The organism is Aureimonas sp. Leaf454, assembly GCF_001424685.1.
GTDB lineage: Bacteria > Pseudomonadota > Alphaproteobacteria > Rhizobiales > Rhizobiaceae > Plantimonas.
Map to the genome: position 1 here is coordinate 804,944 of NZ_LMQT01000001.1, position 25,817 is coordinate 830,760.

At 69.5% G+C, this 25,817-nt stretch carries 23 protein-coding genes; 13 read left to right on the plus strand and 10 right to left on the minus strand.

Translation table 11 applies throughout. From position 1 onward, the window contains the following. Positions 1-37: 37 nt before the first annotated feature. Genes ASG43_RS03620 through ASG43_RS03630 form a run of 3 tightly spaced genes read left to right on the plus strand, consistent with a single transcriptional unit; the run spans position 38 to position 2,626 of the window. Positions 38-958, plus strand: coding sequence for a methyltransferase (locus ASG43_RS03620; protein ID WP_156386405.1), 921 nt, complete (start codon positions 38-40; stop codon positions 956-958). Beyond that, positions 955-1,698, plus strand: a complete 744-nt coding sequence (locus ASG43_RS03625) for a pseudouridine synthase (protein WP_056500224.1) — start codon at positions 955-957, stop codon at positions 1,696-1,698. Before ASG43_RS03620 ends, ASG43_RS03625 begins: the two co-directional genes overlap by 4 nt. A 4-nt stretch (positions 1,699-1,702) precedes the next feature. Then, on the plus strand, positions 1,703-2,626 hold the full coding sequence (locus tag ASG43_RS03630) for an MBL fold metallo-hydrolase (RefSeq protein WP_056500227.1): 924 nt from the start codon (positions 1,703-1,705) through the stop codon (positions 2,624-2,626). Between the two features lie 31 nt (positions 2,627-2,657). Here ASG43_RS03630 and ASG43_RS03635 read toward each other — a convergent pair whose 3' ends face one another. Further along, positions 2,658-3,578: a DUF1499 domain-containing protein gene (locus ASG43_RS03635; protein WP_162244665.1), complete on the minus strand. Its 921-nt coding sequence runs from the start codon at positions 3,576-3,578 to the stop codon at positions 2,658-2,660. A 113-nt stretch (positions 3,579-3,691) separates the two neighbouring features. Next, positions 3,692-5,320 carry a long-chain-fatty-acid--CoA ligase gene (locus ASG43_RS03640; protein WP_056501072.1) on the minus strand — a complete coding sequence of 543 codons (1,629 nt, stop codon included), beginning with the start codon at positions 5,318-5,320 and terminating at the stop codon, positions 3,692-3,694. A 270-nt stretch (positions 5,321-5,590) separates the two neighbouring features. Between ASG43_RS03640 and ASG43_RS03645 the strand changes: the two genes are divergently transcribed. Further along, complete coding sequence (locus ASG43_RS03645) at positions 5,591-6,043, plus strand: hypothetical protein (RefSeq protein WP_156386407.1); 453 nt, start codon at positions 5,591-5,593, stop codon at positions 6,041-6,043. Between the two features lie 61 nt (positions 6,044-6,104). Here ASG43_RS03645 and ppdK read toward each other — a convergent pair whose 3' ends face one another. The 5 genes from ppdK to ASG43_RS03670 form a co-directional block, all read right to left on the minus strand. After that, positions 6,105-8,804, minus strand: coding sequence for a pyruvate, phosphate dikinase (gene ppdK / locus ASG43_RS03650; RefSeq protein WP_056500235.1), 2,700 nt, complete (start codon positions 8,802-8,804; stop codon positions 6,105-6,107). A gap of 208 nt (positions 8,805-9,012) precedes the next feature. Further along, positions 9,013-9,801 carry a DsbA family protein gene (locus ASG43_RS03655; RefSeq protein ID WP_082490567.1) on the minus strand — a complete coding sequence of 263 codons (789 nt, stop codon included), beginning with the start codon at positions 9,799-9,801 and terminating at the stop codon, positions 9,013-9,015. A gap of 107 nt (positions 9,802-9,908) precedes the next feature. Then, complete coding sequence (locus tag ASG43_RS03660; RefSeq protein WP_056500238.1) at positions 9,909-10,427, minus strand: DciA family protein; 519 nt, start codon at positions 10,425-10,427, stop codon at positions 9,909-9,911. Continuing rightward, complete coding sequence (locus ASG43_RS03665; RefSeq protein WP_156386409.1) at positions 10,414-11,667, minus strand: O-antigen ligase family protein; 1,254 nt, start codon at positions 11,665-11,667, stop codon at positions 10,414-10,416. The genes ASG43_RS03660 and ASG43_RS03665 overlap by 14 nt, the downstream gene beginning before the upstream one ends. Then, positions 11,664-12,407 (minus strand): glycosyltransferase family 25 protein, encoded by a 744-nt coding sequence (locus ASG43_RS03670; RefSeq protein WP_056500242.1) that lies wholly within the window; start codon positions 12,405-12,407, stop codon positions 11,664-11,666. The genes ASG43_RS03665 and ASG43_RS03670 overlap by 4 nt, the downstream gene beginning before the upstream one ends. Positions 12,408-12,475: 68 nt before the next feature. Between ASG43_RS03670 and mutY the strand changes: the two genes are divergently transcribed. Together mutY and ASG43_RS03680 are read left to right on the plus strand one after the other, a co-directional pair. Then, positions 12,476-13,648, plus strand: coding sequence for an A/G-specific adenine glycosylase (gene mutY / locus ASG43_RS03675; RefSeq protein WP_082490569.1), 1,173 nt, complete (start codon positions 12,476-12,478; stop codon positions 13,646-13,648). Continuing rightward, positions 13,645-14,250 (plus strand): HAD family phosphatase, encoded by a 606-nt coding sequence (locus ASG43_RS03680; protein ID WP_056500245.1) that lies wholly within the window; start codon positions 13,645-13,647, stop codon positions 14,248-14,250. The genes mutY and ASG43_RS03680 overlap by 4 nt, the downstream gene beginning before the upstream one ends. 120 nt (positions 14,251-14,370) lie before the next feature. Here the strand turns inward: ASG43_RS03680 and ASG43_RS03685 are convergent, their stop codons facing one another. Continuing rightward, a complete protein-coding gene (locus tag ASG43_RS03685) occupies positions 14,371-15,507 on the minus strand; it encodes a site-specific DNA-methyltransferase (protein WP_056500246.1) in 1,137 nt (378 codons plus the stop codon). 172 nt (positions 15,508-15,679) lie between these two features. On the opposite strand from ASG43_RS03685, the gene ASG43_RS03690 reads away from it, so the two are divergent. Then, the gene (locus ASG43_RS03690; protein WP_056500249.1) at positions 15,680-16,366 is read left to right on the plus strand and encodes an HAD family phosphatase; all 687 of its coding nucleotides are present in this window, start codon (positions 15,680-15,682) and stop codon (positions 16,364-16,366) included. Between the two features lie 22 nt (positions 16,367-16,388). Here the strand turns inward: ASG43_RS03690 and ASG43_RS03695 are convergent, their stop codons facing one another. After that, on the minus strand, positions 16,389-16,922 hold the full coding sequence (locus ASG43_RS03695; protein WP_056500254.1) for a hypothetical protein: 534 nt from the start codon (positions 16,920-16,922) through the stop codon (positions 16,389-16,391). Positions 16,923-17,159: 237 nt separating this feature from the next. On the opposite strand from ASG43_RS03695, the gene thrC reads away from it, so the two are divergent. From thrC to ASG43_RS03715, 4 genes are read left to right on the plus strand one after another with little or no spacing between them, the layout of a single operon-like run. Further along, positions 17,160-18,569: a threonine synthase gene (gene thrC / locus ASG43_RS03700; RefSeq protein ID WP_056500257.1), complete on the plus strand. Its 1,410-nt coding sequence runs from the start codon at positions 17,160-17,162 to the stop codon at positions 18,567-18,569. Next, positions 18,566-19,888, plus strand: a complete 1,323-nt coding sequence (locus ASG43_RS03705) for a pitrilysin family protein (RefSeq protein WP_056500260.1) — start codon at positions 18,566-18,568, stop codon at positions 19,886-19,888. The genes thrC and ASG43_RS03705 overlap by 4 nt, the downstream gene beginning before the upstream one ends. Before the next feature lie 20 nt (positions 19,889-19,908). Next, on the plus strand, positions 19,909-20,592 hold the full coding sequence (locus ASG43_RS03710) for a GNAT family protein (RefSeq protein WP_348271059.1): 684 nt from the start codon (positions 19,909-19,911) through the stop codon (positions 20,590-20,592). 18 nt (positions 20,593-20,610) lie between these two features. Then, a complete protein-coding gene (locus ASG43_RS03715) occupies positions 20,611-23,505 on the plus strand; it encodes an EAL domain-containing protein (RefSeq protein WP_056501080.1) in 2,895 nt (964 codons plus the stop codon). A gap of 65 nt (positions 23,506-23,570) precedes the next feature. Here the strand turns inward: ASG43_RS03715 and ASG43_RS03720 are convergent, their stop codons facing one another. Then, positions 23,571-24,149, minus strand: coding sequence for a YqgE/AlgH family protein (locus ASG43_RS03720; RefSeq protein WP_162244666.1), 579 nt, complete (start codon positions 24,147-24,149; stop codon positions 23,571-23,573). Between the two features lie 168 nt (positions 24,150-24,317). Between ASG43_RS03720 and ASG43_RS03725 the strand changes: the two genes are divergently transcribed. Together ASG43_RS03725 and ASG43_RS03730 are read left to right on the plus strand one after the other, a co-directional pair. Further along, positions 24,318-25,172 carry a protein-disulfide reductase DsbD domain-containing protein gene (locus ASG43_RS03725; protein WP_056500263.1) on the plus strand — a complete coding sequence of 285 codons (855 nt, stop codon included), beginning with the start codon at positions 24,318-24,320 and terminating at the stop codon, positions 25,170-25,172. An 85-nt stretch (positions 25,173-25,257) separates the two neighbouring features. After that, positions 25,258-25,743, plus strand: a complete 486-nt coding sequence (locus ASG43_RS03730) for a peroxiredoxin (RefSeq protein ID WP_056500264.1) — start codon at positions 25,258-25,260, stop codon at positions 25,741-25,743. Positions 25,744-25,817 lie beyond the last annotated feature (74 nt).

A 25,817-nucleotide genomic window follows, 5' to 3' on the forward strand; every position in this document is an offset into this window, starting at 1 on the left:
AAAGGTGGCCGGTCCCGCCGAAAGGACAGGGAACGACGTGCCGGACCAACTCTCGACATCGGGGCTCTACGGCCTGCCGCCCGGGGATCTCGTGGAGGCGCCAAGCGATGCGATCCAGTTCTCCCCGCTGAAGCCCGGATCGGCCGATCTCGCGGGGATCGAGCCCGGCAGCCTCTCGGAGATGGTGGTCCTCGCGCCCCCCGGCACGTTGGAGCGCCGTCGCATCCTCGCTTTGGCGCTGAGAGCGCTGACGGTCGGCGGTCGTCTGACGGCGCTCGCGCCCAAGGCGAAGGGCGGGCAGCGGCTCGCCCCTGAACTGACCGAGTTCGGCTGCGGGATCGGCGAGACGTCGCGGCGCCATCACCGCATCGTGGAAACCCTTCGTCCCGCGAGCCCGGTCGGCCTCGACGCCGCGATCGCGGCGGGCGACCTCCGGCTCGACCCGGATCTCGGCCTCTGGACTCAGCCCGGCGCCTTCGCCTTCGACCGCGTCGATCCCGGCAGCGCACTGCTTCTCGAACATCTGCCGAAGCTCTCCGGCCGCGGGGCCGATCTCGGCTGCGGCATCGGCATCCTCTCCCGCGCCGTCCTCCGCCATCCCGAGGTCACGGCCCTCCATGGCGTCGACATCGACCGCCGCGCCCTCGCCGCCGCGCGCCGAAATGTCGAGGACGCCCGCGCGACGTTCCTCTGGGCCGATGCGCTCGGCCCCGAAGCCGTGCCCGCCGGCCTCGATTTCGTCGTGATGAACCCGCCCTTCCACGAGGACGGGGTCGAGAACCGGGCCCTCGGTCAGGGCTTCATCGCACGGGCCCATGCCGCACTGCGCCCCGGCGGCTTCCTCCACATGACCGCGAACCGGCACCTGCCCTACGAGGCGGTCCTGTCCGGCCTCTTCAAGACGGTGGCCATGAGGGCGGAGGGCGGCGGCTACAAGATCTTCGAGGCCCGCCGATGAAGCCGGCAGCCCCCGTCCGGCTGGACAAGCTCCTCGCCAATCTCGGCTACGGCTCGCGGCGCGAGATCGGCCTTCTCGCGAAAGCCGGCCGCATCACGCTGGACGGCGCGGCGCTGCCGAGCGGCGAGACGAAGATCCGCCCCGAACCGGACCTGCCGGAGCGCATGATCGTCGACGGCGAAGCGGTCGATCCCCCGCCGGGGCTGGCCTTGCTCCTCCACAAGCCGCTCGGCGTGACCTGCTCGCACAAGGAGGCCGGCCCCCTCGTCTACGGCCTCCTGCCGCCGCGCTGGCGCCGGCGCGATCCCGCCATCTCGACGATCGGCCGGCTCGACAAGGAGACGTCCGGCCTCCTCCTCCTCACCGACGACGGCGCGCTCCTCCACCGCGTGATCTCGCCGAAGATGCATGTGCCCAAACGCTACCGCGCCACGCTCGCCCGCCCCTTGCGCGGCGACGAGGCCGAGATCTTCGCCTCGGGCACGCTGATGCTGGAGGGCGAGGAGAAGCCGCTCCTGCCGGCCGTGCTCGAAGCGCTTTCGCCGACGACGGCCCATCTGACCCTCACCGAGGGTCGCTATCACCAGGTGAGGCGGATGTTCGCCGCCGTCGGCAACCATGTCGAGGCGCTCCACCGCGACCGGATGGGCGGTCTCGATCTCGGCACGCTCGAGCCCGGCGCCTTCCGCATCCTCGGACCGGCGGATCTCGGCCTCGTCCTGCCGCCTCGTGGAGCGTGAGGCGATGGCGCTCGACCTCGTGACGGATTTCGCGCCCCGGCACGGCGAAGCGGTGCCCGTCGCAGCCGGCATCTGGCGCATCACCGCCGCCAATGGCGGCCCCTTCACCTTCACCGGCACGAACACCTACCTCCTCGGTGACGCCGACGGCGTCGTCGTCGTCGATCCCGGCCCCGACGACGATGCGCATCTCGCAGCGCTTCTCCGGGCCATCGCGCACCGTCCCGTCGAGGCCGTGCTCCTGACGCACACGCATCGCGACCACACGGCGCTGGTCCCGAAACTGCGTGCCGCCACGGGCTCGCCCCCCGTCCTCGGCGAGGGGCCCCATCGGCCCTCGCGCCCCCTCGGGCCGGGCGAGATCAACATCATGGATGCCGCGGCGGATCCGATCCGTCCCGACCGGCGCCTCGCCGGCGGCGAGGATCTCGGCCTGTCCAGCGCCCGGATCGTCGCCGTCGCGACGCCCGGCCACACCGCCAATCATCTCGCCTTCGCGGTCGGCGGCGAGGGCGTGCTTCTCTCCGGCGATCACGTCATGGCATGGTCGACGACCATCGTCGCACCGCCGGACGGACGAATGTCCGATTACATGGCCTCGCTCGACCGTTTGCTCGACCGAGACGATCGCCTCTTCCTGCCCGGCCATGGCGGACCGGTCGAGCGCCCGCAAGCTTTCCTGCGCGGCCTTCGCTCGCACCGGCGCATGCGCGAGACCGCGATCCTGGAGCGTCTGCGCGGGGGAGACCGGGGGATCCCGCAGATCGTGTCCGCGCTCTACCGCGACACCGATCCGCGCCTTCACCCCGCAGCGAGCCTGTCGGTGCTGGCGCATCTGGAAGACCTCGTCGAAAGCGGCCGGGTCGCAGCGGACGGCCCCGTGCGCCTTGACTCGGCCTTCACGCCGGGCGGCGGTTCGTCCGGGTGAGGCCGATCGCCGGCTTCCCTGAACGCGACCGTCAGCCCTCGCCGGCCGGCACCACCGTCAGGGCGCCGGCCATCGCGAGGTCCAGCCGCGTCAGGAAATCCTCGATGAAACGGCGATTCTGGCCGAGATCCCAGGCGACGGAGCGCGAGGCTGAGCGAAGATCCACGAAGCTCTCCGATCCGTCCTCGACGATGCGGATCGTGATGTCGCTGGGCAGGGCGAGAACGGGTCCCGTCGCCGTCGCCTCGATCGCGTAGTCGGTGGAATCCGGCTGGTCGAGCGGATCGACCTGCGCCTGCGCGCCCTCGGTGTCGCGCGGTGTCGGGATCGGGACGTCGACGGTGCCGCTGACGCCGAGATCGCCGTCCTCCTCGTCGAGAGGGGCTGCGGCGTTCACCGTCGAGACCTCCCAACCGAGATCGGCGAGCACCAGACGGGTCACGCCGAAGACCTGCGCGGCGGTCGCCTGATAGCGCCGGCCGGTGATTGGCGGCGGGGCGTCGGGCGATGCCTCGGCCGGCTCCACCGGCGCGCCGATCTCGGCCGCCTGCATGCCCTCGCTCGACGACTGCGCAACGCCGGGATTGTCGTAGGCGAGGATGCCGGCGAGGACGAAGGGCGCAAGGGTCAGGAGCGACAGGGCGACCGCGCCGATCGCGACCCCGCCGCCCTGGTAGCCGCTGCGCCAGACACGGGCGAGGCCGACCAGCGCGATGACGAGAGCGGCCGCAGCCATCGCGAAGGCGACGACGAGCACGCCCTTCAGCGCCTCGAAATCCACGACGTCGAGCCGGTAGGCGACGATCCCCGCCGCGAGGAACACCAGCGAGAAGCCCGCCAGGCTCCGCGCCGCTCCCGCCAGGCGCAATCGCTTGCGGATGTAATGACCCGTGGCCTTCATGCCGCCTGCCGCCGCCTCGCCCTTCGCAACCTCACCCAAGAGCGCCGTCACCGGACCGGACCGGTCCCGCATCCCGCGGGCGATTCGCCGCCGCGGCGCTCAAGCGCTGGTTCCTACGCCAAACCGCAACGGCCGGCGAGATGCGCCGGGGCACACCGCCGGGATCAAACCGTTGGCAGGCGATAATCCTTGAACTGGCGCCGGAGTTCGAGCTTCTGGATCTTGCCGGTCGCCGTGTGCGGGATCGCCTCGACGAAGACGACGTCGTCCGGCGTCCACCACCGCGCGATCTTGCCCTCGAGATGGGCGAGGAGAGCCTCCTTGGTCGGTGCCGCGCCGTCCTTCGGCACGACGACGAGCAGCGGCCGCTCGTCCCAGCGCGGATGCGGCACGCCGATGACGGCGGCTTCCGCCACGTCGGGATGACCGACCGCGAGGTTTTCCAGTTCGATCGAGGAGATCCATTCCCCGCCGGACTTGATCACGTCCTTCGCCCGGTCCGTGATCTGCATCGTGGCGTTCTCGTCGATATGGGCGACATCGCCGGTGTCGAACCAGCCTTCCGCATCGAAGCATTCGGCTCCCACCCCGCGGAAGTAGCCGGAGGAGACGGCGGGGCCGCGCACCTTCAGCCGCCCGAAGGTCTCCCCGTCCCAGGGCTGCGCGCGGCCCTCGTCGTCGGTGATCGTCATCTCGACGCCGAACGGCGTCTGGCCCTGCTTCTGCTTGTGGTCGAAAAGCGCCTCGCCGGCGAGATCGGCCGTTTCGGGCTTGGGCACGTTCAACGTGCCGAGCGGGCTCGTCTCGGTCATGCCCCAGGCATGGACGACCTCGACGCCGTAGCGCGTCTCGAAGGCTTGCGTCACCACGCGCGGACAGGCCGCGCCGCCGATCACGACGCGCTCGAGATCGGGCAGCGCACCCTTGGTCCGATCGAGATGGTCGAGCAGCATCAGCCAGACCGTCGGCACGGCCGCCGAGAAGGTCACGCGCTCGCCCGTCAGAAGCTCCGCGATCGAGGCGCCGTCCATCTTCGGTCCCGGCATGACGAGGGCGGCCCCCACCATCGGACAGGAGAACGCGATGCCCCAGCCGTTGGCGTGGAAGAGCGGCACGACGGGCATGGCCCGCGACTGCGAGGAGAGGTTCATCGCGTTCGGCTGGATGGCGATGAACGAATGCAGGATGTTGGAGCGATGGGAGAAGAGGACGCCCTTCGGATTGCCCGTCGTGCCCGACGTGTAGCAGAGGCCGGCGGCCGTGGTCTCGTCGAACTCCCGCCAGCGGAAGTCCTCGTCGGCCTCCGCCAGCCAGTCCTCGTAGGCGACGGCGCCCGGCAGGTTCGTCTCCGGCAGATGCGCGCCGTCGGTGAGGACGATCACCTTGCGCAGGCTCGGCACGGAGGGCGCGATGGCTTCGAGGATCGGCAGGAAGGTGAGGTCGACGAAGATCAGCTCGTCCTCCGCATCGCGCAGGATCCAGGCGATCTGCTCGGGGAAGAGCCGGGGGTTCAGGGTGTGGTAGATCGCGCCGAGCCCGAGGATGCCGTACCAGCATTCCAGGTGCCGCCAGGTGTTCCAGGCCATGGTCGCGACGCGGTCGCCGAGCGCGACGCCCTCGCGTTCCAGCCGCTTGGCGACGCGCAGCGAGCGCTGCCGGATCTCGGCATAGGTCGTGCGATGGATCGGCCCCTCGACCGAACGCGAGACCACCTCGCGCCGCGCGTGATGGATCGCGGCATGGTCGATCACCTTCGAGCACAGCAAAGGCCAGTGCTGCATCAGTCCCTGCATCGGGGTTTCCTCCACCTGCATGTCGTCGGGGCGCCGCTTCTCTGCGGAAGCGCTTCGAAGCTCCTCGCGGGAGCTGCCGGAAAGAGGTTGTGCCGCCCGGACCGTTCTTGTCCAGCGATCCTTTCCTCGCCGCGGGACCCCGGCGAGCGCGAAAGACCAAAGGTTCGAACGCGCGCAAAACCGCACCGGGCACGCAACGATCGCGCGAAACCGTCGTTGATGGCAGAAGACGGTCGGAGCGTCCGGCCGCCGCCATCGCTGGGAGCGGACATGAGCGCGGTTCTGAGCCTTGGCCCGGACAAGACGGGCGGCGCCTTGACGGATGCGTTCTCGAGCGTGGAATTCGAGATCGCGCTCGATCTGCAGGACCCCGTTCTTGCGAGCTTCGAAAGCTGCGTCCGCGCGGCGGCGTCGGTCGTGGGCGGAGAATTCCTGTTCGAGATGCCGGCCGATGGAACGGCGTCGAACGCATCCCGCATCGCCGCCGTCCGCATTCCCGCGTCAGAGAGCCCCGCGCAGCCCTCGCAGCTCAGCCCGAGCAAGGCGCGGGACACGATCCTCTTCGCGGTGCTCGACGCCAGCGGAACGCGCCTGCGCATCGCCGATCGCCAGGAGATCGCCGAGCGATTCCACGGCTTCGCCCGCGCTTTCGTCGGCGTTCTCGAACGCTTGCGGGATCACCGGTCCGGGCTGCCGGCGGAGGGGCCGTCCGGCTCGGCCTGACGCCGATCCCGCGACAGGTCCGAAGCCTCACTCTCCCCCGGACGTTCTCAGCCGTGCGTCCTCAGTTGCGGGGTCTTGTCTTGGCGGGCCCGTGGCCCCGCAGGGCGCGGGTCGCGCGGATCGCGGCCTGCGCGGCGGCGAGCCGCGCGATCGGCACGCGAAAGGGCGAACAGGACACGTAGTCGAGCCCGGTCTGCTCGAAGAAGCTGATCGAGGCGGGATCGCCGCCCTGCTCGCCGCAGACGCCGAGCGAGATGTCGGGCCGCGTGCGCCGGGCCTTTTCCACCGCCAGCGCCACGAGCTCGCCGACACCCTCGACGTCGATCGACTGGAAGGGGTCGCGGTCGATGATGCCCTTGCGCTCGTAGGTCGACAGGAAGTTCGCCGCGTCGTCGCGCGAGATGCCGAAGACGGTCTGCGTCAGGTCGTTGGTGCCGAAGGAGAAGAAGTCGGCGACCTCCGCGATCGTGTCGGCGCGCACGGCCGCGCGCGGCAGTTCGATCATGGTTCCCACGAGGTAGTTGACGCGCTTGCCGCGCTCGGCGGCGACGAGGTCGGCGACCTCGTCCACGACGCGCTTCACGAAGTCGAGCTCCTTCCGAAGCCCCACCAGCGGCACCATGATCTCCGGGACCACCGCCTCGCCCGCCCGCTCGCCCGCCTCGATCGCGGCCTCGAAGATCGCGCGCGCCTGCACTTCGACGATCTCGGGATGCGAGATGGCGAGGCGGCAGCCGCGATGCCCGAGCATCGGGTTGAACTCTTCGAGCTTCTCGATCCGCTCGCGGATCACCCGTTCCTCGACGCCAAGCTGCAGCGCCGTCTCCGCGATCTCCGCCTCGCCCTTGGGCAGGAATTCGTGGAGCGGCGGATCGAGCAGGCGGATGGTGACGGGCAGCCCCGCCATGATCTCGAAAAGCTCCACGAAGTCCGAGCGCTGCATCGGCAGGAGGTGCTCCAGGGCCGCGCGCCGGCCGACCTCGTCGGGCGCCAGGATCATCTCGCGCATCCGCCGGATGCGATCGCCCTCGAAGAACATGTGCTCGGTGCGGCAGAGGCCGATGCCCTCCGCGCCGAAGGAACGCGCCGCCCGCGCCTCCATCGGCGTCTCGGCATTGGTGCGCACGCCCATGCGCCGGGCCCGGTCGGCGAACTCCATCAGCGTCGCGAAATCGCCCGACAGCATCGGGCGCACCAGTTCGACCGCGCCCCGGATCACCTCGCCGCTCGATCCGTCGATGGTGATGCGCTCGCCGGCCCGCACCACGATCCCGCCGGCGCCGAGCAGTTCGCCCCGTTCCAGATCGATGCGCAGCGAGCCGACGCCGGTGACGCACGGCTTGCCGATGCCGCGCGCGACCACCGCCGCATGGCTCGTCGTGCCCCCGCGAACGGTCAGCACGCCGTCCGCGACATGCATGCCGTGAATGTCCTCCGGATGCGTCTCGTTGCGCACCAGAATCACCGCGCGCCCTTCGGAGGCGAGTTCCTGCGCGCGTTCGGAGGTGAAGGCGATCTCGCCGCTGGCCGCCCCCGGCGAGGCCGGCATGCCCTTGCCGATGAGGACGATGTCGTCGCCCCGCTTGATCGTGGGATGGAGAAGCTGCTCCAGCGAGATCGGATCGATCCGGAGGATCGCCTCGCTCTCCTCGATCAGGCCCTCGCGCACGAGTTCGACCGCGATGCGCACCGCTTCCGGCGCGTCGCGTTTGGCGACCCGGGACTGGAGGAGGAAGAGTTCGGAATCGCCGACCATGAAGTCGACCTCGACGGCGTCTCCCACATGCGATTCCAGCCGGCGGACGTGGTCGCGCAGCGCGCCGATATCGCCGGGAAAGCGGCTGGTCCCGCTGGTTTCGGCCTCGGCCACGAGATCTGCGAGCGACCAGCGCTCGGCCCGGTCGCCGATCTCCTCGCGCTCCCGCCGCCCGAGCCCGAACTCGCCGGTGAGGCTCGCCTTCCCCGTCGCCAGGTCGCGCGAGAGCGCACGGCCCGTTCCCGAATTCTGGTCGCGCTCGTTGAAGATCATCGCATGCGCGGTGACCGACAGGCCCGTGTTCTCCGGAATGCCGTGGGCCACTCGAAAGGCGCGCGCGATCGGGTTGCGCCAGCTGGCGAAGGCCGATTCGACGACGGCATAGAGCTGCTCCATCGGCGTCTGCGGCACGGTCTCCCCGATCTCGTCCTCGACGAAGGCCAGGAAGCGGGCGATCAGAGCGCGCCACTGCGCGAGATCGTTCGGCACGGCGCCGGTCCAAGCCGCGACGGCGCGCTCGTCGTCCGCGATATCCTCGAAATCCCCGGGATCGACGTCGTAGACGAGGCTGCAGAAGGATTCGATGAAGCGGCGGTAGCTGCCGAAGGCGAAGTCGAGATCCTCGAGCTCGGCCGCCAGCGTCTCGACCGTGCGGTCGTTCATGCCGACGTCGAGGACCGTGTCGGCAAGGCCCGGCATCGCGACGCGCGCGCTGGTTCGCACGGCGAGGAGCAGCGGGCGGGACGCATCGTCGAAACGCCGCCCCGTCGCCCCTTCCAGCCAGTCCACCGCCGAGACGACCTCCGACCGCAGGACCTGCGGCAGACCGTCGGTGGCGGCGAAGGCCTCGCGCCACGCGGAGGACGTGATGGTGAAGCCCGGCGGAACCGGAAGATTGAGCGAGGCGAGGAGCGTGAGATTGGCGCCCTTCAGCCCGAGCGCTTCCGAGGCATCCGCCGTTCGCTCGGCGGAACCGCGCTGGAAGGTGTGCACTCGCTTTGCCATCGACGGCCGCCGCTCCTCGTCCCCCCCGCGGGATCGGCCCGCCGGGCGGCGGGACGCTGATCCCATACGGGATAAAAGCGCGCAGGCCAATTGTTGCACTGCAACGAAGGCGGCGACGTTTCGTCCGGTGAGGATCGGGCTCGATCGGCCCGCAGACGCGGAGCCGCCGGCGGCCGCACCAAGGGCCCCCGGCCGGCTCCGGTTCGCCTCAGAGCATCGAGTCGATGACGGCCGAGAGCTGGGCTGCGTTGAGCGCGCCGGAATAGCGCTGCCCGTTCACGAAGAGGGTCGGCGTCGCTTCAACGCCGAACTCGCTCTGCCCGCGCTGCTGCGTGGCGACGACCTTGGCCTGGAGGTCCTTGTCGTTGAGGCAAGCGGTGAAGCTCTCCTGCGTAAAGCCGGCGAGCTTGGCGATTCCGAGAAGCGCGGCCGAGGCGTTGTCGGCATGCGCCCAGCTCTCCTGCTGCGCGAAGAGGACGTCGACCATCGCCTCGCGGCGGTCGCCGGGGGCGCAGCGCGCCAGCATGAACGCGGCGACGGCGCGGGGATCGAACGGGAATTCGCGCAGGATCAGCTTCGCCTTGCCGGTGTCGATGTAGGTCTTCTTGATCTCGGGCAGCGTGTTGATCGCGAAAGCCGCGCAATGGGGACAGGTCATCGAGGCGTATTCGACGATCGTCACCGGCGCATCGGCCTTGCCGACCACGACGTCCGGCAGGGGTCCCGGCTCCATCAGCTTGGCGACGTCGACCGAGCCGTTCGCCGCGGGAACGTCCACCGCGGGCTTGGCGGGCGCGGCGGCGGCGGCCCCGGCGGCCGGCGCCGCGGTGTCCTGAGCGCCGGCGGCCGGCGCAGCCGGCGCGGTCTCCTGCGCGTTGGCGGCCGGCACGACCGACGAGGTCGCTGCCGTCGAGGACGATTCGTCCGAGCAGCCGGCGACCGAAAGGACACCGGCGCCGAGAGCGGCGAAAAGGGCGATGCGAAGGATCTGGCGCATGGGAATCCTGGAAAGCCTGGCTCGGCCACGACGGCCGCCGGAAAAGGTTCGAGGGCCGTTCTAGAAAGAGATTGCGGCAATTCCAATAGGCAGCGGTCGCGCCAACCTTACCCTTTGGTCACGTCGCGCCGGGAGGTCATGCTCCGCGCGAAGGCGGTCAGCGCGTCGCGCAGCTTCGGATCCTCGATCCGCGACGTCATCTCCGCGATCCCCGCCTCCTCCTCCGGACGAAGCTGCCGAAGCACCGGCTTGCGGTTGGGGCGCGGCGCGGAGACCGCGCGCTGCACGATCTTGATCCGCGCGACCGCCCCGTAGCCGAAGAAGCCGTTGACGCGCGACAGAAGCTCGCTCGTCCCGTGCTGCAGGCGCAGCACCGAAGCCCCCTCGCAGGCGACGACGAGCGTCGCCGGCTCGAACGGATCGTCGCCGCCGCGTCGCGGCGGCCAAACGAGCTTTTCCGGTCGCGTCACGCCGTCGAGGCGCGGACCGACGAGTTCCGGCCAGGCTGCGATGAGGCCGGAGGTCATGCCGGCCTTCTTCGCCAGGACGGGATCGAGCAGTCCCGCGACGAGATCACCGACCGGACGAGCGCCCCTGCGATGAAGGGGGCGATCAGGCCGGTCCATGCACGCCTGCGGTGGGCGTCGTGCTCGCCAGGGGCAGGCGGGCGGGATTGAGGGCGGTGAGAAGCACGGTCATCGTCCCGAAGATCTGGATCAGCATCCACTCGTTGAGAAGGACCCCGTGGAACGATCCGAAGCTGCCGACGAGGATCGGCAGGAAGACCGCGCACTCCCGGATCTCGCGCGACGCCGTCCAGCGCCACACGCTGACGAGAAAGCTTGCCACCACCCCGAAGAGAAGCGCAAGCCCGATCAGCCCGCTCGTCAGAGCCTCGTCGAGCGCGAAATTGTGAAGATGCTTGTAGGTTCGGATCAGCGCGCCGTTGCGCGCGGGATCGGGCGTCGCCTCCGAAACCGCCTGGATGCGCGTCGTCCCGCCGACGCCGGTCAGCGGATGCTGGGCGATGAGGATCACCGCGCCGCGCCACATCGCGAGGCGCACGTCGACGGACCCCCCCGCCATGCCCGTCTCCTGGAACCGCTCGTATTCCGCAAGGCCGATGGAAAAGCGCTGCTTCACCACGCTGGCGAGCGGCACGACGGCCAGCATGGCGATGGCGACGCCGGCCGCGAGCGCGGCATAGGACCGCCGGCTGTCCGGCCGTCCCGCCTTCCAGAGGGCCCGCAGGTCGAAGAGCATGGCAAGCCCGTAGATCAGCCAGGCCGCCCGCGTCTCGGACAGGATGACGGGCAGGAAGGAAAGATAGAAGATCGCCTTCCCGTTCGGCAGGAAGCGCGATGCGCGCTCCGCCGGAAGCCGCGAGACGAGGCCGGCGCCCGCGGCGAGGAAGCCGAAGATGGCCTCGTTCCCGCCGAGCCCCACCCGCTCGCCGAAGCCGAAATACTGGATCGGCGCGAGAATCGAGACGCCGAGCACGCCGAGCCGCGCGCCCGCGACCATCGCGTCGATCGGCCTCGGCACGAGGGCGATCCCGAGCGGCAGGAACAGGAAGCCGAACTCGATCGCCGCATAGGACAGCGCCCGGTTTCCATCGAGACCTTCGCCGCGCAGGAGGCTGAGCCCCACCGTCCAGACGACATAGGCCAGGAGCGCGGCGGAGAAGAGGCGCGGCATGGAGCGGGCCACGCGGTGCCGGGCGAACGCCAGATAGATGCCGCTGAGGATGAAGGCGCCGAACACGGCCTTGCCCCCGGCGTTCATCAGCGGCAGCAGCGCGAAGCCGAGCGAGAGGACCGCCGCGTCGACATGCCGGCGCGCCAGGAGAAATCGCGTCAACCTCACCGCCCGCCGATCCCCGCGGCATAGGCGAGGCGGCGCAGGAGATCCAACGCACGGAACCGCAGCGTCGTCAGCCGCCGCCAGGGCGGCAGCTTGCGCGAGGCATAGGTCTGGCCGTCCATGGTCAGGCTCTTCGAGGTCGCGGCATTGAAGGTGACGAGGTCGGGAACCGCGTGGAGGATGCGGACACGGGACGCCCAGGCGCGCTCCAGCGCGACATCGTAGGGAAGGCGCATCGGGTCGAGCGATCCGCGCAGCCGTTCCGCCCCGGCGCGCGTCACGAGATAGGCGGCCGAGCTTCCCGTCGGTCCGAACACGGCGCGGCCGAGCCGGTGCCCCTCGATGCGGCGCAGGGTGCGGATCGAGGGACGGCGGTGATGGGCGAGCTTCACGAGGTCGAAATCGGGCACGCTGGCAATGGCCGCCAGACGCTCGGCGAAATGTGGCTTGAAGCGCACGTCGTCCTCGAGGATCAGCGCGGCGTCGGCCGAACTGGCCAGGAAACGGTCCAGCGCCAGCAGATGGCTGGCATAGCAGCCGAATTCGCCGTCGAGCGGGCGCTTGCCATGGGCCTTGCGAAAACCCGCCTCGTCGAGCTGCCGGCGCTCGGCGACCGGCACGCTCTTTCCATCCACCGCCGGCACCCGTATCAAGCGGAGCCCCGCGCGTTCGGCATCCGCCTCGATGGCGGCGCGCCGGTCGGTCGATCGGTCGAGGTTGATGACGTAATGGTTGATCTGCAAGCGCTGTCTCCGCCGGTCCGGACCTCGGCACCGGCACGATCCTCTCGTTGCGATGCGATAGTCCGCCGATGAGTGTCAAGCGCCGGTCCCGCACGGAGATCACGATCGCCGGGCTTGCGGTGCATCCCGGCCACGCCGCGCCCGGCGGTCCGGCGATCGCGCGCGCGCTGCTCGCCTGGTACGATCGCCATGCCCGCGCCCTGCCCTGGCGCGTCGGTCCGGCGGAGCGTGCGGCGGGCGTCGCGCCCGATCCCTATCGCGTCTGGCTCTCCGAGGTCATGCTGCAGCAGACCACGGTCGCGGCGGTGAAGACCTATTTCGAGACCTTCACGCTGACATGGCCGACCGTCGCCGACCTCGCGGCGGCCGAGGACGATGCGGTCATGAGCGCCTGGGCGGGGCTCGGCTACTATGCCCGCGCGCGCAATCTCCTCGCCTGCGCCAGGGTCGTGGCGGATCGACACGGCGGGTGCTTCCCCCGGACGGCGGCCGCGCTTCGCGATCTTCCCGGCATCGGCGACTACACGTCCGCCGCCATCGCCTCGATCGCCTTCGACGAGGCGGCGCCCGTCGTCGACGGAAACATCGAGCGCGTCACGACGCGGCTCTTCTCGATCGAACAGCCGCTCCCCGCCGCCCGCCCGCTGATCCGGCGGCACGTCGCCGGGATCATGGGCGACACGCGGCCGGGGGATTTCGCGCAGGCGATGATGGATCTCGGCGCGACGATCTGCACGCCGAAGAGGCCGGCCTGCATCCTCTGCCCGCTCGCCGACGCCTGCACCGCCCGCGCCGCCGGCACGATGGAGCGCTTCCCCGTCAAGCTCGCCAAGAAGGCCAAGCCCTTCCGGCGCGGCGCGGCCTTCGTCGCGGTCCGTCCGTCCGACGGGGCGGTCTGGCTGCGGCGCCGACCGGCGACCGGGATGCTCGGCGGCATGGCCGAGCCGCCGACGACCGATTGGTCGAGCCGGAGCGACGGCGCGACGGGCTCCGGAGCCGCGCCCTTTCCGGCGAAGTGGCGGCGCGTCGGCTCGGTGTCGCACGGCTTCACCCATTTCGACCTCGAACTGGAGGTCTGGCGCGGTGCGGCCGAGCGCGACCCGCCGGTGGCGGGCTGGTGGTCCGGCCGCAACGCCATCGGCGGCGAAGCCCTGCCGACGCTGATGCGCAAGGCGCTGGCCCTCGCCGTTCCCACAGGCGACGGACCGAACGACGATCCCGGGAAGGAAGCGGACGCATGATCGACCACATCGTCTTCGACATCGGCCGCGTCCTGATCCACTACGACCCGGAGATCCCGTTCCGGCGGCTGATTCCGGACGAGGCCGAGCGCACGCGGTTCCTGTCCGAAGTCTGCACGCCCGACTGGAATCTCGAGCAGGATCGCGGGCGACGCTGGTCGGAAGCCGAACGCGCGCTGATCGCGGACCATCCGGACCACGAGGAGCACATCCGCGCCTTTCACCGGCACTGGCACGAGATGGTGCCCCATCATCACGCCGAGCCCGTGGCGCATCTGCGCCGTCTCGTCGCGGAGGGGCGCGACGTGACGCTCCTCACCAACTTCTCCGTCGAGACCTACGCCCTCGCGCGCCGGCTGTTCCCCTTCCTCGACGAGACGCGGGGGGCGACCGTCTCCGGCGAGATCGGCGTCCTGAAGCCCGACCGCGCCATCTACACGCGTCATGCGACCCGTTTCGGCCTCCGGCCCGATCGCACGCTCTTCCTCGACGACAGCGCCCGCAATGTCGAAGGCGCACGCGATGCGGGCTGGCAGGCATGGCTCATCGAGGAGCCGGGCGACGTGACGCGCGCGCTGCGCGCCGTCGGCCTCTGCGACTGAGACGATTGACGGACCGACGGGACGGGCCGGACCGCGCCGCGATCCCGCCCGTCCCGTTCCCTGACCTCTCGTCTCGCCGAGTCGTGTCGCTGTGGGTATCGGCGCGCCGGGCGCGAGCGATCAGGCCCCGGCCATGGCCATGGAATCGCGGATCTCCTGGCGGAGTTCGTCGATCACGCGGAGCTTGGGGCCTTGCGGCACATGCCAGAACGTCCAGCCGTTGCAGGATTCCAGCCCCTGGACCTTGGCGCCGAGCCGATGGATGGAGGCCGCGTCATTGCCGATCGAAACCGTTCCGTCCGCCCGCACCAGCGCCTTCCAGCGCCGCTTGGCGTCCATGATTTCCGAACCCGGCGCGACGAGACCGGCCTCGACGAGGCTGGAGAAGGGCACGCGCGGCTCGGCCCGCTTCCCCGCGACGCCGCGCAGCGTCGCGAGATCGAGCGCGACGGTTCCCTCGATGCGCGCCTTGGCGTGCCGGATGTAGTCGTCCTCGCGCTCGATGCCGACGAAGTGGCGACCGAGCTTCTTGGCGACCGCGCCGGTCGTGCCCGTGCCGAAGAACGGATCGAGGATGACGTCGCCGGGCCGCGTCGAGGAGAGGATCACGCGGGCGAGCAGCGCTTCGGGCTTCTGCGTCGGATGCGCCTTGCGGCCGCTCTCGTCCTTCAGCCGCTCGGCGCCCGAGCAGATCGGGAACACCCAGTCCGAACGCATCTGGAGATCGTCGTTCGCCGCCTTCAGGGCGTCGTAGTTGAACGTATAGGCCTTCGCCTCCGCGTTGCGCGACGCCCAGATCATCGTCTCGTGCGCGTTCTGGAAGCGCCGGCCGCGAAAGTTCGGCATCGGGTTGGTCTTGCGCCAGACGATGTCGTTGAGGACCCAGAAGCCGAGGTCCTGCATGATCGCGCCGACGCGGAAGATGTTGTGATAGGAGCCGATCACCCAGATCGTGCCGTTCGGCTTCAGCACCCGGCGCGCCGCGAGCAGCCAGGCGCGCGTGAAGTTGTCGTAGGCCGCGAAGCTCTCGAACTGGTCCCAGGCGTCGTCGACGGCGTCGACCTTCGACTGGTCCGGCCGATGAAGGTCGCCGCCGAGCTGGAGATTGTACGGCGGGTCGGCGAAGATCGCGTCGACGGAGGCCGCGGGAAGCGCTTCCATCCGGGCGATGCAGTCGCCCTTGATGATCGTGTCGAGCCAGGCCGGAGGGGCCGAGACCCCGACGTCGAAGGAGGTCGCAAACCGCGATTTCACCATGTCATCTCACCCGTTACGCAGCACAAGTCGTCGGGGATCATGGTTACCGAACGAGGTTAATTCTCTCTTATTTACCGAAAAACTTCGACGGATGCGGACCGCTTTTTCGCTGTCGGTCGCTGCCGCCCTCCCCTATAGGAGCCGGAACGTTCGAACCCGTCCGGAGACATGGATGCCCTCCCCGCTTGCCCTCGCCATCTTCGACTGCGACGGCGTGCTCGTCGATTCCGAGATCATCGCCGCCCATGTGGAATCCGATATGTTCCGGGAGATCGGCTACGAGATTTCGCCCGAGGAGCTCGCCCATCGCTTCGCGGGCCTGACGCTGACGCGCATCGTCGAACTCGTGAAGGACGAGTCCGGCATCGCGGTACCGGAGAATTTCGTCGCGCGCGTGGAGGCGGAGAACGACGTCCGCCTCGGTCGCGACGTCGTGGCCATTCCCGGCGTCGGGGCCCTGCTCGACGCGATCGATCTGCCGCGCTGCATCTGCTCGAACTCGTCCTCCGCCCGGCTGGAGATGATGCTGCGCCATGTCGGGCTCTGGGACCGGTTCCGGCCTTTCGTCTTTGCCGCGCGCGAGGTCGGCAGCGGAAAGGTGAAGCCGGCGCCGGACGTCTTCCTCCATGCCTGCACGGAGTTCGGCGTGGAGCCGTCCCAGGCGGTGGTGATCGAGGATTCCGTCCATGGCGCGGCGGCCGCCGTCGCGGCCGGTTGCCGGGTCGTCGGCTTCACGGGCGCCAGCCACACCTATCCCGGCCATGCCGAGGCGCTGGAAGAGGCCGGCGCCGAGACCGTGATCAACCGCCTTGCGGACTATCCCGCCGTCGTCGGGGCCCTGTCGAGCTGGCGCGGCTGACAGGACCGCGCCGCAGCGGGCGTCAGCGTCCCGGACCCTCGTCGAAGCCGGCATAGACGACGAGATTGCGGGCCGTCGGCTCCGGCACGGACACCGCCGCGTCCACATAGATGAACTCGGCCGCCGCCTCGCCCGGCGTCAGCGCGACGCTCTGGCTGCCCTGCTGGGAATAGATGACGTCGGTGCCCTGGACGATCGCGATCCGGATCGGAAGCGCGACGTTGCCGGCCGTGCCGGCGGGGCCGGGCACGACGCGCCCGGCGACGCCGATCTTCATGCGCAGCTGGCCGTCGACGATGCGGCAGTCGCGGTTGGTGGCGGTGACGGAGGCGACATATTCGAGATCGTCGCCCGAGCGCTTGCGCAGGATCGCGGTCCCGTCGCGCAGCGTCACGCGCGGGCAGTAGTCTGCGGCCTTTCCGTCGAACGACGGCGGAGCCGGGGCCGCGGTCGGCTCGATGGCGGCGACGGAACGCTCGCCGGTCGAGGTGCAGGCGGCGGCGAGGGCCGCGAGGGCGGCAAGGCTCACCGCGCGAAGGGCAGACGACTGGTGCATCCTCGGATTCTTCCCTAAACGTTGCGCGACGTCGTATATCAGCCCGTTGGCGCGAGTGCGACGGCTGAGATATAGTCGAGAGGACGGGCCCCCGGGCCCGGATGGAATTCGACGGCTGAGACGCAATTCGAAGACTGAGAAGAGGCGGCCCGGAGGACAAGGGCAGCCCGGCCGCCCGTTCGGGCTCTGGTGAGGGGCTCTTATGGGACCGGCGATCGTTCTGGAAGTGGAAGCGGCGTGAAATATGTGAGTTCCCGGGGCGAGGCTCCGGTGCTGGGCTTCGCGGACGTGCTCCTGGCGGGCCTTGCCTCCGACGGGGGCCTCTACGTCCCGGCGGAATGGCCGACGTTCGGGCCGGACGAGATCCGTGCCTTCCGCGGCAAGCCCTATGCGGATGTGGCCTTCGCGCTCCTCTCGCCCTTCGTCGGCGACGAGATCGAGCCGGCCGAGCTGAAGAGGATGATCGACGAGGCCTATGCGACCTTCGCCCATCCGGCGGTGGCGCCCCTCGTCCAGCTCGGACCGGAGCACTTCGTGCTCGAGCTCTTCCACGGCCCCACGCTCGCCTTCAAGGACGTCGCCATGCAGCTGCTCGCGCGGCTCATGGACCATGTCCTGAAGGAGCGGGCGATGCGCGCGACCATCGTCGGCGCGACCTCCGGCGACACCGGCGGCGCGGCGATCGCGGCCTTTTCGGCCAGCGAGCGCACCGACATCTTCATCCTCTTCCCGCATGGCCGCGTGTCGCCCGTGCAGCAGCGCCAGATGACGACGTCGGGCGCCGCCAACGTCCATGCCATCGCCGTCGACGGCACGTTCGACGATTGCCAGTCGCTGGTGAAGGCGATGTTCAACGACCAGCGCTTCCGCGCGCAGTCGCAGCTCTCGGGCGTCAATTCCATCAACTGGGCCCGCATCATGGCCCAGATCGTCTACTACTTCACCGCCGCCGTCAGCCTCGGCGCGCCCGATCGCGCGGTCTCCTTCACCGTGCCGACCGGCAATTTCGGCGACATCTTCGCCGGCTATGCCGCCAAGCGCATGGGCCTGCCCGTCGACCGGCTCGTCATCGCGACCAACGCCAACGACATTCTCGCCCGCACCCTGGAGACCGGCCGCTACGAGATGACGGGCGTCCATGCGACGAGCTCGCCCTCGATGGACATCCAGATCTCCTCGAACTTCGAGCGGCTGCTCTTCGAGGCGAGCGGGCGCGACGCCGAAACCGTGCGCCGCCTGATGCAGCAGCTCGGCCAGTCCGGCGGCTTCACGCTCCCCGACGACATGCTGGCCGCCATCCGCGCCGAGTTCACCGCCGACCGGACCGACGAGGCGGGCACGGCCGTGACGATCCGCGAGGTTCTCGGCACCACCGCCTATCTTCTCGATCCGCACACCGCCGTCGGCGTTCGCGTCGCGGAGGCGCAAGGCCATCGCGGACCGATGATCACGCTCGGCACCGCGCATCCCGCCAAGTTCCCCGCCAGCGTCAAGGCGGCCTGCGGGCGCGAGCCCGCTCTGCCCCCGGCCCATGCGGACCTGATGGGTCGCACCGAGTGCTTCGATCGCATCGCGGCCGATCTCGACGCGGTCGAGACCTACATCCGGGACCGCAGCCGGGCGGTCCGCAAGGGAGCTGCCGCATGAGCGTCGACGTCGAGATCTCCCGGCTTTCGAACGGGCTGACGGTCGCCACCGAGACCATGCCCCATCTGGAGAGCGCCGCGCTCGGCATCTGGGTCAAGGCCGGCGCGCGCGACGAGCAGGCGGGCGAGCACGGGATCGCCCATCTCCTCGAGCACATGGCCTTCAAGGGCACCAGCCGGCGCACGGCCCGCCAGATCGCGGAGCAGATCGAGGATGTCGGCGGCGAGCTGAACGCGGCGACCTCCGTCGAGACGACCTCCTATTACGCCCGCGTCATGAAGGACGACGTGCCGCTGGCGCTCGACATCCTCGGCGACATCCTCCTCGATTCCAGGTTCGATCCCGAAGAACTGGAACGCGAGCAGCAGGTCATCCTGCAGGAGATCGGCGCGGCCGAGGACACGCCGGACGACATCGTCTTCGACCATTTCCAGGAGACGGCCTTCCGCGACCAGATCATCGGCCGGCCGATCCTCGGCACGCGGCAGACGGTCAAGGGCTTCACGCCGGACAGTCTGCGGTCCTATCTCGCGCGTCACTACACGCCCGACCGGATGATCGTCTGCGCCGCGGGCGCGGTGTCGCATCAGGACATTCTCGATCGCGTCACCGCGGCCTTCGGCGGCATCGGGGCTTCCGCCGTGCCGATGCTGAAGCCCGAGCGCACGCCGGCGATCTACACGGGCGGCGAGTTCCGCCAGTCGCGGGACCTCATGGACGCGCAGATGGTGCTCGGCTTCGAGGGCCGCCCCTATTATGCGAGGGACTTCTACGCCTCGCAGGTCCTTTCGCTGATCCTGGGCGGCGGCATGTCCTCGCGTCTCTTCCAGGAGATCCGCGAGACGCGCGGGCTCTGCTACGCGATCTACGCCTTCCATTGGAGCTTCTCCGACTCCGGCATCTTCGGCGTCCACGCCGCGACCGGCGAGGAGGAGCTGGCCGAGCTCGCGCCCGTCATCGCGGAGGAGCTGGTGCGCGCGGCCGACGGCATCTCCATGGAGGAGGTCGTGCGCGCCCGCGCGCAGATGCGCTCCAGCCTCCTGATGAGCCAGGAAAGCCCCGCATCGAGAGCTGGGCAGATCGCCCGCCAGATCCTCTTCAACGGAACGACCATCTCCAACACCGAGCTGATGGACCGTCTGACGGCGATCACCCCGGAGCGCCTGTCCGAGCTCGCCGGACGCACCTTCATCGGCAAGGCGCCGACGCTCGCGGCCATCGGCCCGATCGACAAGCTGCCCGGCCTCGACATCCTCGGCGCGCATTTCACGGGCGAGACACCGTCCGCATCCGGGGCGCGAACGGCCGCTCTCGGCTGAGAGCGGGCGGGGCGGGTCCGGTGGGCCTTTTCGAGCGCTGGCTGTCTCCGGCCTTCCCCCGGATCGAGGGCGAGGGCGTCGTCCTGCGGCTGCCCGAGGCGCGCGACTACGAGGAATGGCGTCGTCTTCGCGAGGCGAGCCGCACCTTCCTGACGCCCTGGGAGCCGCTCTGGACGCCGGACGAGCTCTCCGGCCGTGCCTATCGGCAGCGTCTCCTGCGTTACCGGCTGGATGCGCGCGAGCGTTCCAGCTACACGTTCTTCCTCTTCGACACGCGAAGCGGCGCCCTCTTGGGCGGCGTCACGATCGGACAGATCCGGCGCGGGGTCGCTCAATGCTGCACGCTCGGCTATTGGATGGGCGAGGTCCATGCCGGAGCCGGCTGGATGCACCGGGGCGTCGAGGCGCTCAAACCCTTCGTCTTCGACGTGGAAGGTCTTCACCGCATCGAGGCGGCGTGCCTGCCCACCAACGCCCGATCGATCCGCCTTCTTGAAAAATCCGGTTTTCGGCGCGAGGGCTATCTGCGAAACTACCTCAAGATTGCCGGCCAATGGGAGGATCACCATCTCTACTCGCACCTCGCCGAAGACCGGACACGACCGGGCGCGCGTCCCAGCACCTTGCGCGGACCCCTGGATGATGCGGTCGAGCGGCGATCGGTCGAGGGGAGACGGGACTCCTCCGCGCCGGGCGCGCGCTGAGTTCGAGGCATCGTCGTGCTGACGTCTTGGCTCCTCCGCCTTCTGGCGGGGCTTCTCGTTGCGATCGCCGCCCTCGGCTCGGGCGCGGGTCCGGCCGCGGCGCTGGAGCCCGTCGGCATCTCGCGCGACGACGTCGCGATCGATCTCCTGCCCGCCGTCGACATCTATCGCGGCCGTGGCGCCTCGTTCCAGGTGTCGACCGTCCCCGGCGCGGACGGCATCGTGCGACGCATCGAGGTCGAGGCCAATGCGCCGAACGCATCCGGCGACTGGGCCGTCTTCGCCCTCGCCAACAACACCGACGTCCAGATCGACCGGCTGATCGTCGCGCCGAACTTCAAGCTGGCGGGGTCCGGCGTGATCTGGCCCGACCTCGGCTCGCAGCGCATCGCCTCGATCACGCCCTCCGAGGGCTTCGCGCTGGACCGGCAACCCAATCCGGAGGCCGACGTCTTCCTGGTGACGCTCGATCCCGGCTCCACCATCACCTTCGTCGCCGAGCTCGCCTCGGCGCGCGGGCTGCCGGAGCTGCGGCTCTGGGAGCCGAACACCTACAAGGACACGATCAACGCCTATACGCTCTATCGCGGCATCGTCCTCGGCATCGCGGGGCTGCTCGCGGTCTTCCTGACCATTCTCTTCGTCGTGAAGGGTTCGCCGATGTTTCCGGCGACCGCCGCGCTCGCCTGGGCGGTGCTCGCCTACATCTGCATCGATTTCGATTTCTGGCAGAAGCTGGTGCCGATCATGCCGGGACAGGAGCGCATCTGGCGCGCGGGCACGGAGGTCGCGCTCGCCTTCACGCTGGTCGTCTTCCTCTACGCCTATCTCAACCTCAACCGCTGGCACGGCATCCTCTCCGCCTTCACCATCCTCTGGCTGACGGGCCTACTCGCGCTCGGCGTCGCCGCGGCCTTCGATCCCCCCGTCGCCGCCGGCATCGCCCGGCTGTCGCTGGTCGTGACGGCCGGCATGGGCCTCCTTCTCATCCTCTATCTGTCGTGGCTGCGCTTCGACCGGGCGATCATGCTGATCCCGACCTGGTGCCTCGTCATCCTCTGGCTCTTCGGCGGCTGGATGACGGTAACGGGGCAGCTCGTGAACGACGTGATCCAGCCGGCGCTCGGCGGCGGTCTCGTCCTCATCGTGCTCCTCATCGGCTTCACCGTGATGCAGCACGCCTTCGCCGGCGGCAGCTTCGCGGGCGGGGCGATCTCCGAACTCGAACGGCGCTCGCTCGCGCTGACCGGCACCGGCGACGCCATCTGGGACTGGGACGTGACGCGGGACCGCATCTTCGCCGGCCTCGACGGCGACGGCCTCGGCACCCTCCCCTTCGCCGACATGAACGGCGCCGCGCGGGACTGGCTGCCGATTCTCCACCCCGACGACCGCGACCGGTTCAAGCTGACGCTGGACACGATCGTGGAGCATCGCCGCGGTCGCATCACGCAGGACTTCCGCGTCCGCGGGCGGGAAGGCCACTATCACTGGGTGCAGCTGCGCGCGCGGCCGGTTTTGGGCTCGGACGGCGAGGTCGTGCGCTGCGTCGGCACGCTGAAGGACGTGACCGACCGCAAGAAGGCCGAGGAGCGCCTGCTCCACGACGCGCTTCACGACCAGCTGACCGGCCTGCCGAACCGCGAGCTCTTCATCGATCGGCTCGAATCCATCGGCGCGCTCGCCGCGACCCGGCCCGACGTCAAACCGAGCGTCATCCTCATCGACATCGACCGCTTCCGGCAGGTGAACGACGATTACGGAATCGCCACCGGCGACACGATCCTCCTCACCGTCGGACGCCGCCTGAAGCGCGTCCTGAAATCGCAGGACACGCTCGCCCGGCTCAACGGCGACCAGTTCGGCCTGATCCTCACGTCCGAGACGGAGGTCGCCGCCATCGTCGCCTTCGCCGAATCGCTGCGCGAAGCGATCAAGGCGCCGATCTCCTTCGGCGGACGCGAGATCATCCTCACCGGCTCGCTCGGCATCACGGGTTGGAGCGAGGGCTGCAATCCCGAAGAGGTGCTGAAAGAGGCCGAACTGGCGATGTTCCAGTCCAAGCGGCTGGGCGGCGATCGGATCGAGCCGTTCCGCCCGGCCTACAAGTCCGCCGGCTCCGGTCGTCTGGAGATGGAATCGGATCTCCGGCGCGCCTTCGACCGCAACGAGCTGTCTCTCGCCTTCCAGCCCATCGTGCGGCTGGAGGACGGCGAGATCGCGGGCTTCGAGGCGCTCCTGCGCTGGGAGCATCCCAAGCGCGGCGCGATCTCGCCGGCCGAGTTCATTCCCGTCGCGGAAAGCTCGGGGCTCATCGTCCAGCTCGGCCAGTTCGCCCTGGAGGAGGCGGTTCGCCGCCTGTCCGACTGGCACAAGATGACCGGCGACGATACGCTGACCGTGTCGGTGAACATTTCGAGCCGGCAGCTGATCCGCCAGGATCTTCTCAACGACGTCGCCGCCTGCATCGCGCGCTTCCAGATCCCGCCGGGCTCGCTGAAGCTGGAGGTGACGGAATCCCTGGTAATGGACAATCCCGAGCGCTCGGCCCAGCTTCTCGTGAAGCTCCGCGAAATGGGAGTCGGCCTCTCGCTGGACGATTTCGGCACGGGCTATTCCTCCCTCGCCTATCTCATGCGCTTCCCCTTCGACACGCTGAAGATCGACCAGTCGTTCCTGCGTGACGACGGACGGCCGCAGCGGCCGATCATCCTGCAGTCGATCGTCACCATGGCGCACGATCTCGGCCTTTCCGTCGTGGCGGAAGGGGTCGAGACGGAAGAGGATGCGGTGCGGCTGCGCCAGCTCAACTGCGAATATGCCCAGAGCTACATGTTCTCGCCGCCGCTGCCGCCCGAGATCGCCCGACGTCGGCTGCAGGACAAGATGGTCGGCTTCAAGCGCGCGAGCTGAGCACGCGCCGCGCCGTGCGCATCGCCATGCCGGGACAGCGCCTTGCCCCGGCCGGACGCACCGGGTCAGGCGTGACCGGCCTCCGCGTTGAGGAAGGTCGGATCGACGCCGAGCAGCCCGAGCGCGCGGCCATACTTGCCGTCCAGCGCGGGGTCGAAGATGATCCCGGCATCGGCGCGGCAGGTCAGCCACCCGTTGGCCGCGATCTCCGCCTCCAGCTGACCCGCGCTCCATCCGGCATAGCCGAGCGCCATCATCGCCGCGCGCGGTCCGATGCCTGCCGAGATCGCCTTCAGGATGTCGAGCGTCGGCGTCAGGGAGACCTCGTCGGCGACCGACACGGTCGATTCCGAATCGTAGTCGCCCGAATGCAGCACGAAGCCCCGTCCGCGCTCGACCGGGCCGCCCATGCAGACCGAGACCTCGCGGCCCTTATCGGGCAGGCGGATCTCGTCCTCGTTCCCGACGATGCCGAGCTGCGTCAGGAGCGCGGGAAAGGAGATCGGTTGCGATTTGTTGATGATGAACCCCATCGCACCGCTCGGCGAATGAGCGCAGATATAGACGACGCTTCGCGAGAAGCGCTCGTCTTCCATGCCCGGCATGGCGATGAGGAAATGCCCTTCGAGAGAAGTCGTCTCCATCGGCAGGTCTCTGTCCTTCGTGGCGTCCATGGGTTTCAAATAGGAAGCATGCCGAAGAAAGTCATTCATCCCGGTTCGCTCGGGACTGAACGGGAATGGGGCACGAGCTTGGCCGTTCGATCAAGAGCGTTGAAACGACGGCACCCGCTTTTCGAGCCGCTGCGACATTTGGGTCGCGGCCTGGCCAAACGCCTGTTCGCGCTGGCGACCTCGATCCCGCTGCTTCTCGCTGGCGCTCCGGTGCCGCCGTCGAGCGCGGCCGATGCGCCGCCGCGCCTGTCGATGGAGGGCGCCGAGCTGCGCCTGGTGGCCGAAGAGCCGGCCCCGGACGGGCGCCTACGCGCGGCGCTCCTGATCGACCTCGCGTCCGGCTGGAAGACCTATTGGCGCGATCCCGGCGAGGCCGGCATTCCACCCCGCCTCGACCTGTCGAAAAGCGTCAATCTCGTATCTCTCGCGGCAGGGTTTCCGATGCCCCACCGCTTCGGCGACGCCGATGGCGCCTCGAACGGCTATTCCCAGCCGCTGGCGGTCGCGCTGACCTTCGAGCGGCCCGATCCGTCCGCGCCCGCCACGATCGACCTCGTGCTGTCGCTCGGTCTCTGCCGCGAGATCTGCATCCCCGCCTCCGCTCACCTCCGTCTCGACATCGGCGCGGGCGATGCCGCCGACCGACGCCTCGTCGCCTACGCCTTCGCGGCTCTGCCCGAGGCGAGCACGCCGAACGCCGGCATCGCCTCGGCCCATCTCTCCGCGGACGGCGCGTCGATCGAGATCGAGGCGCTCGCGCCGGACGAGCGGGAGCATCGCCGCGCGGATGTCTTCGTCGCCGGCCCCGAGGGCTGGTTCTTCGGCGCACCGAAGGCGCCGCGACGAGACGGGCGTCGCCTGACCTTCGCCGTTCCCGTCACCGGAAAGCCGCGCTCCGCGGGCGACGCGCCGCCCGCCGCGGTCGACGTCGTCCTGGATCTCGGCGCGGAAACCTACGGTGCCTCGAAGCTCGGCGTGGCGCCGCCGCGATGAGTCTCGACGCGGCTGCGGGACCGCCTATCTTCCGCAGCGGCCGACGCCGGTGCGGCGCGGCATGGCTCGAAGGGACACGAACGACATGACCATCCAAATCGGCGACAGCATCCCGAACGCCACCTTGAAGACCCGCACCAGCGACGGCCCGACGGACCTGTCCACCGCCGAACTCTTCGAGGGCAAGAAGGTCGTCCTCTTCGCCGTGCCCGGCGCCTTCACGCCGACCTGCACCATGAACCACCTGCCCGGCTTCCTGGAGAATCACGACGCCATTCTCGCCAAGGGCGTCGATACGATCGCGGTCGTGGCGGTCAACGACGTCTTCGTCATGAGCGCCTGGGCGAAATCGACGGGCGCAGAGGACAAGATCCTCTTCCTCTCCGACGGCAATGCCGATTTCGCCAAGGCGGTCGGTCTCGACGTCGATCTCTCCGTCGCCGGTCTCGGCGTGCGATCCAAGCGCTATTCGATGATCGTGGAGAACGGCGTCGTGACGGCGTTGAACGTCGAGGACTCGCCCGGACAGGCGGAAACGTCGTCGGCTGCGACTCTGCTGGAACAGCTCTGAGGCATCGAGGTCCGAGGGGCCGCGACGTCCGCCTGCAGCAAAGTCCGGGAAACGAGGTCGGGGGGCGGCGCAGG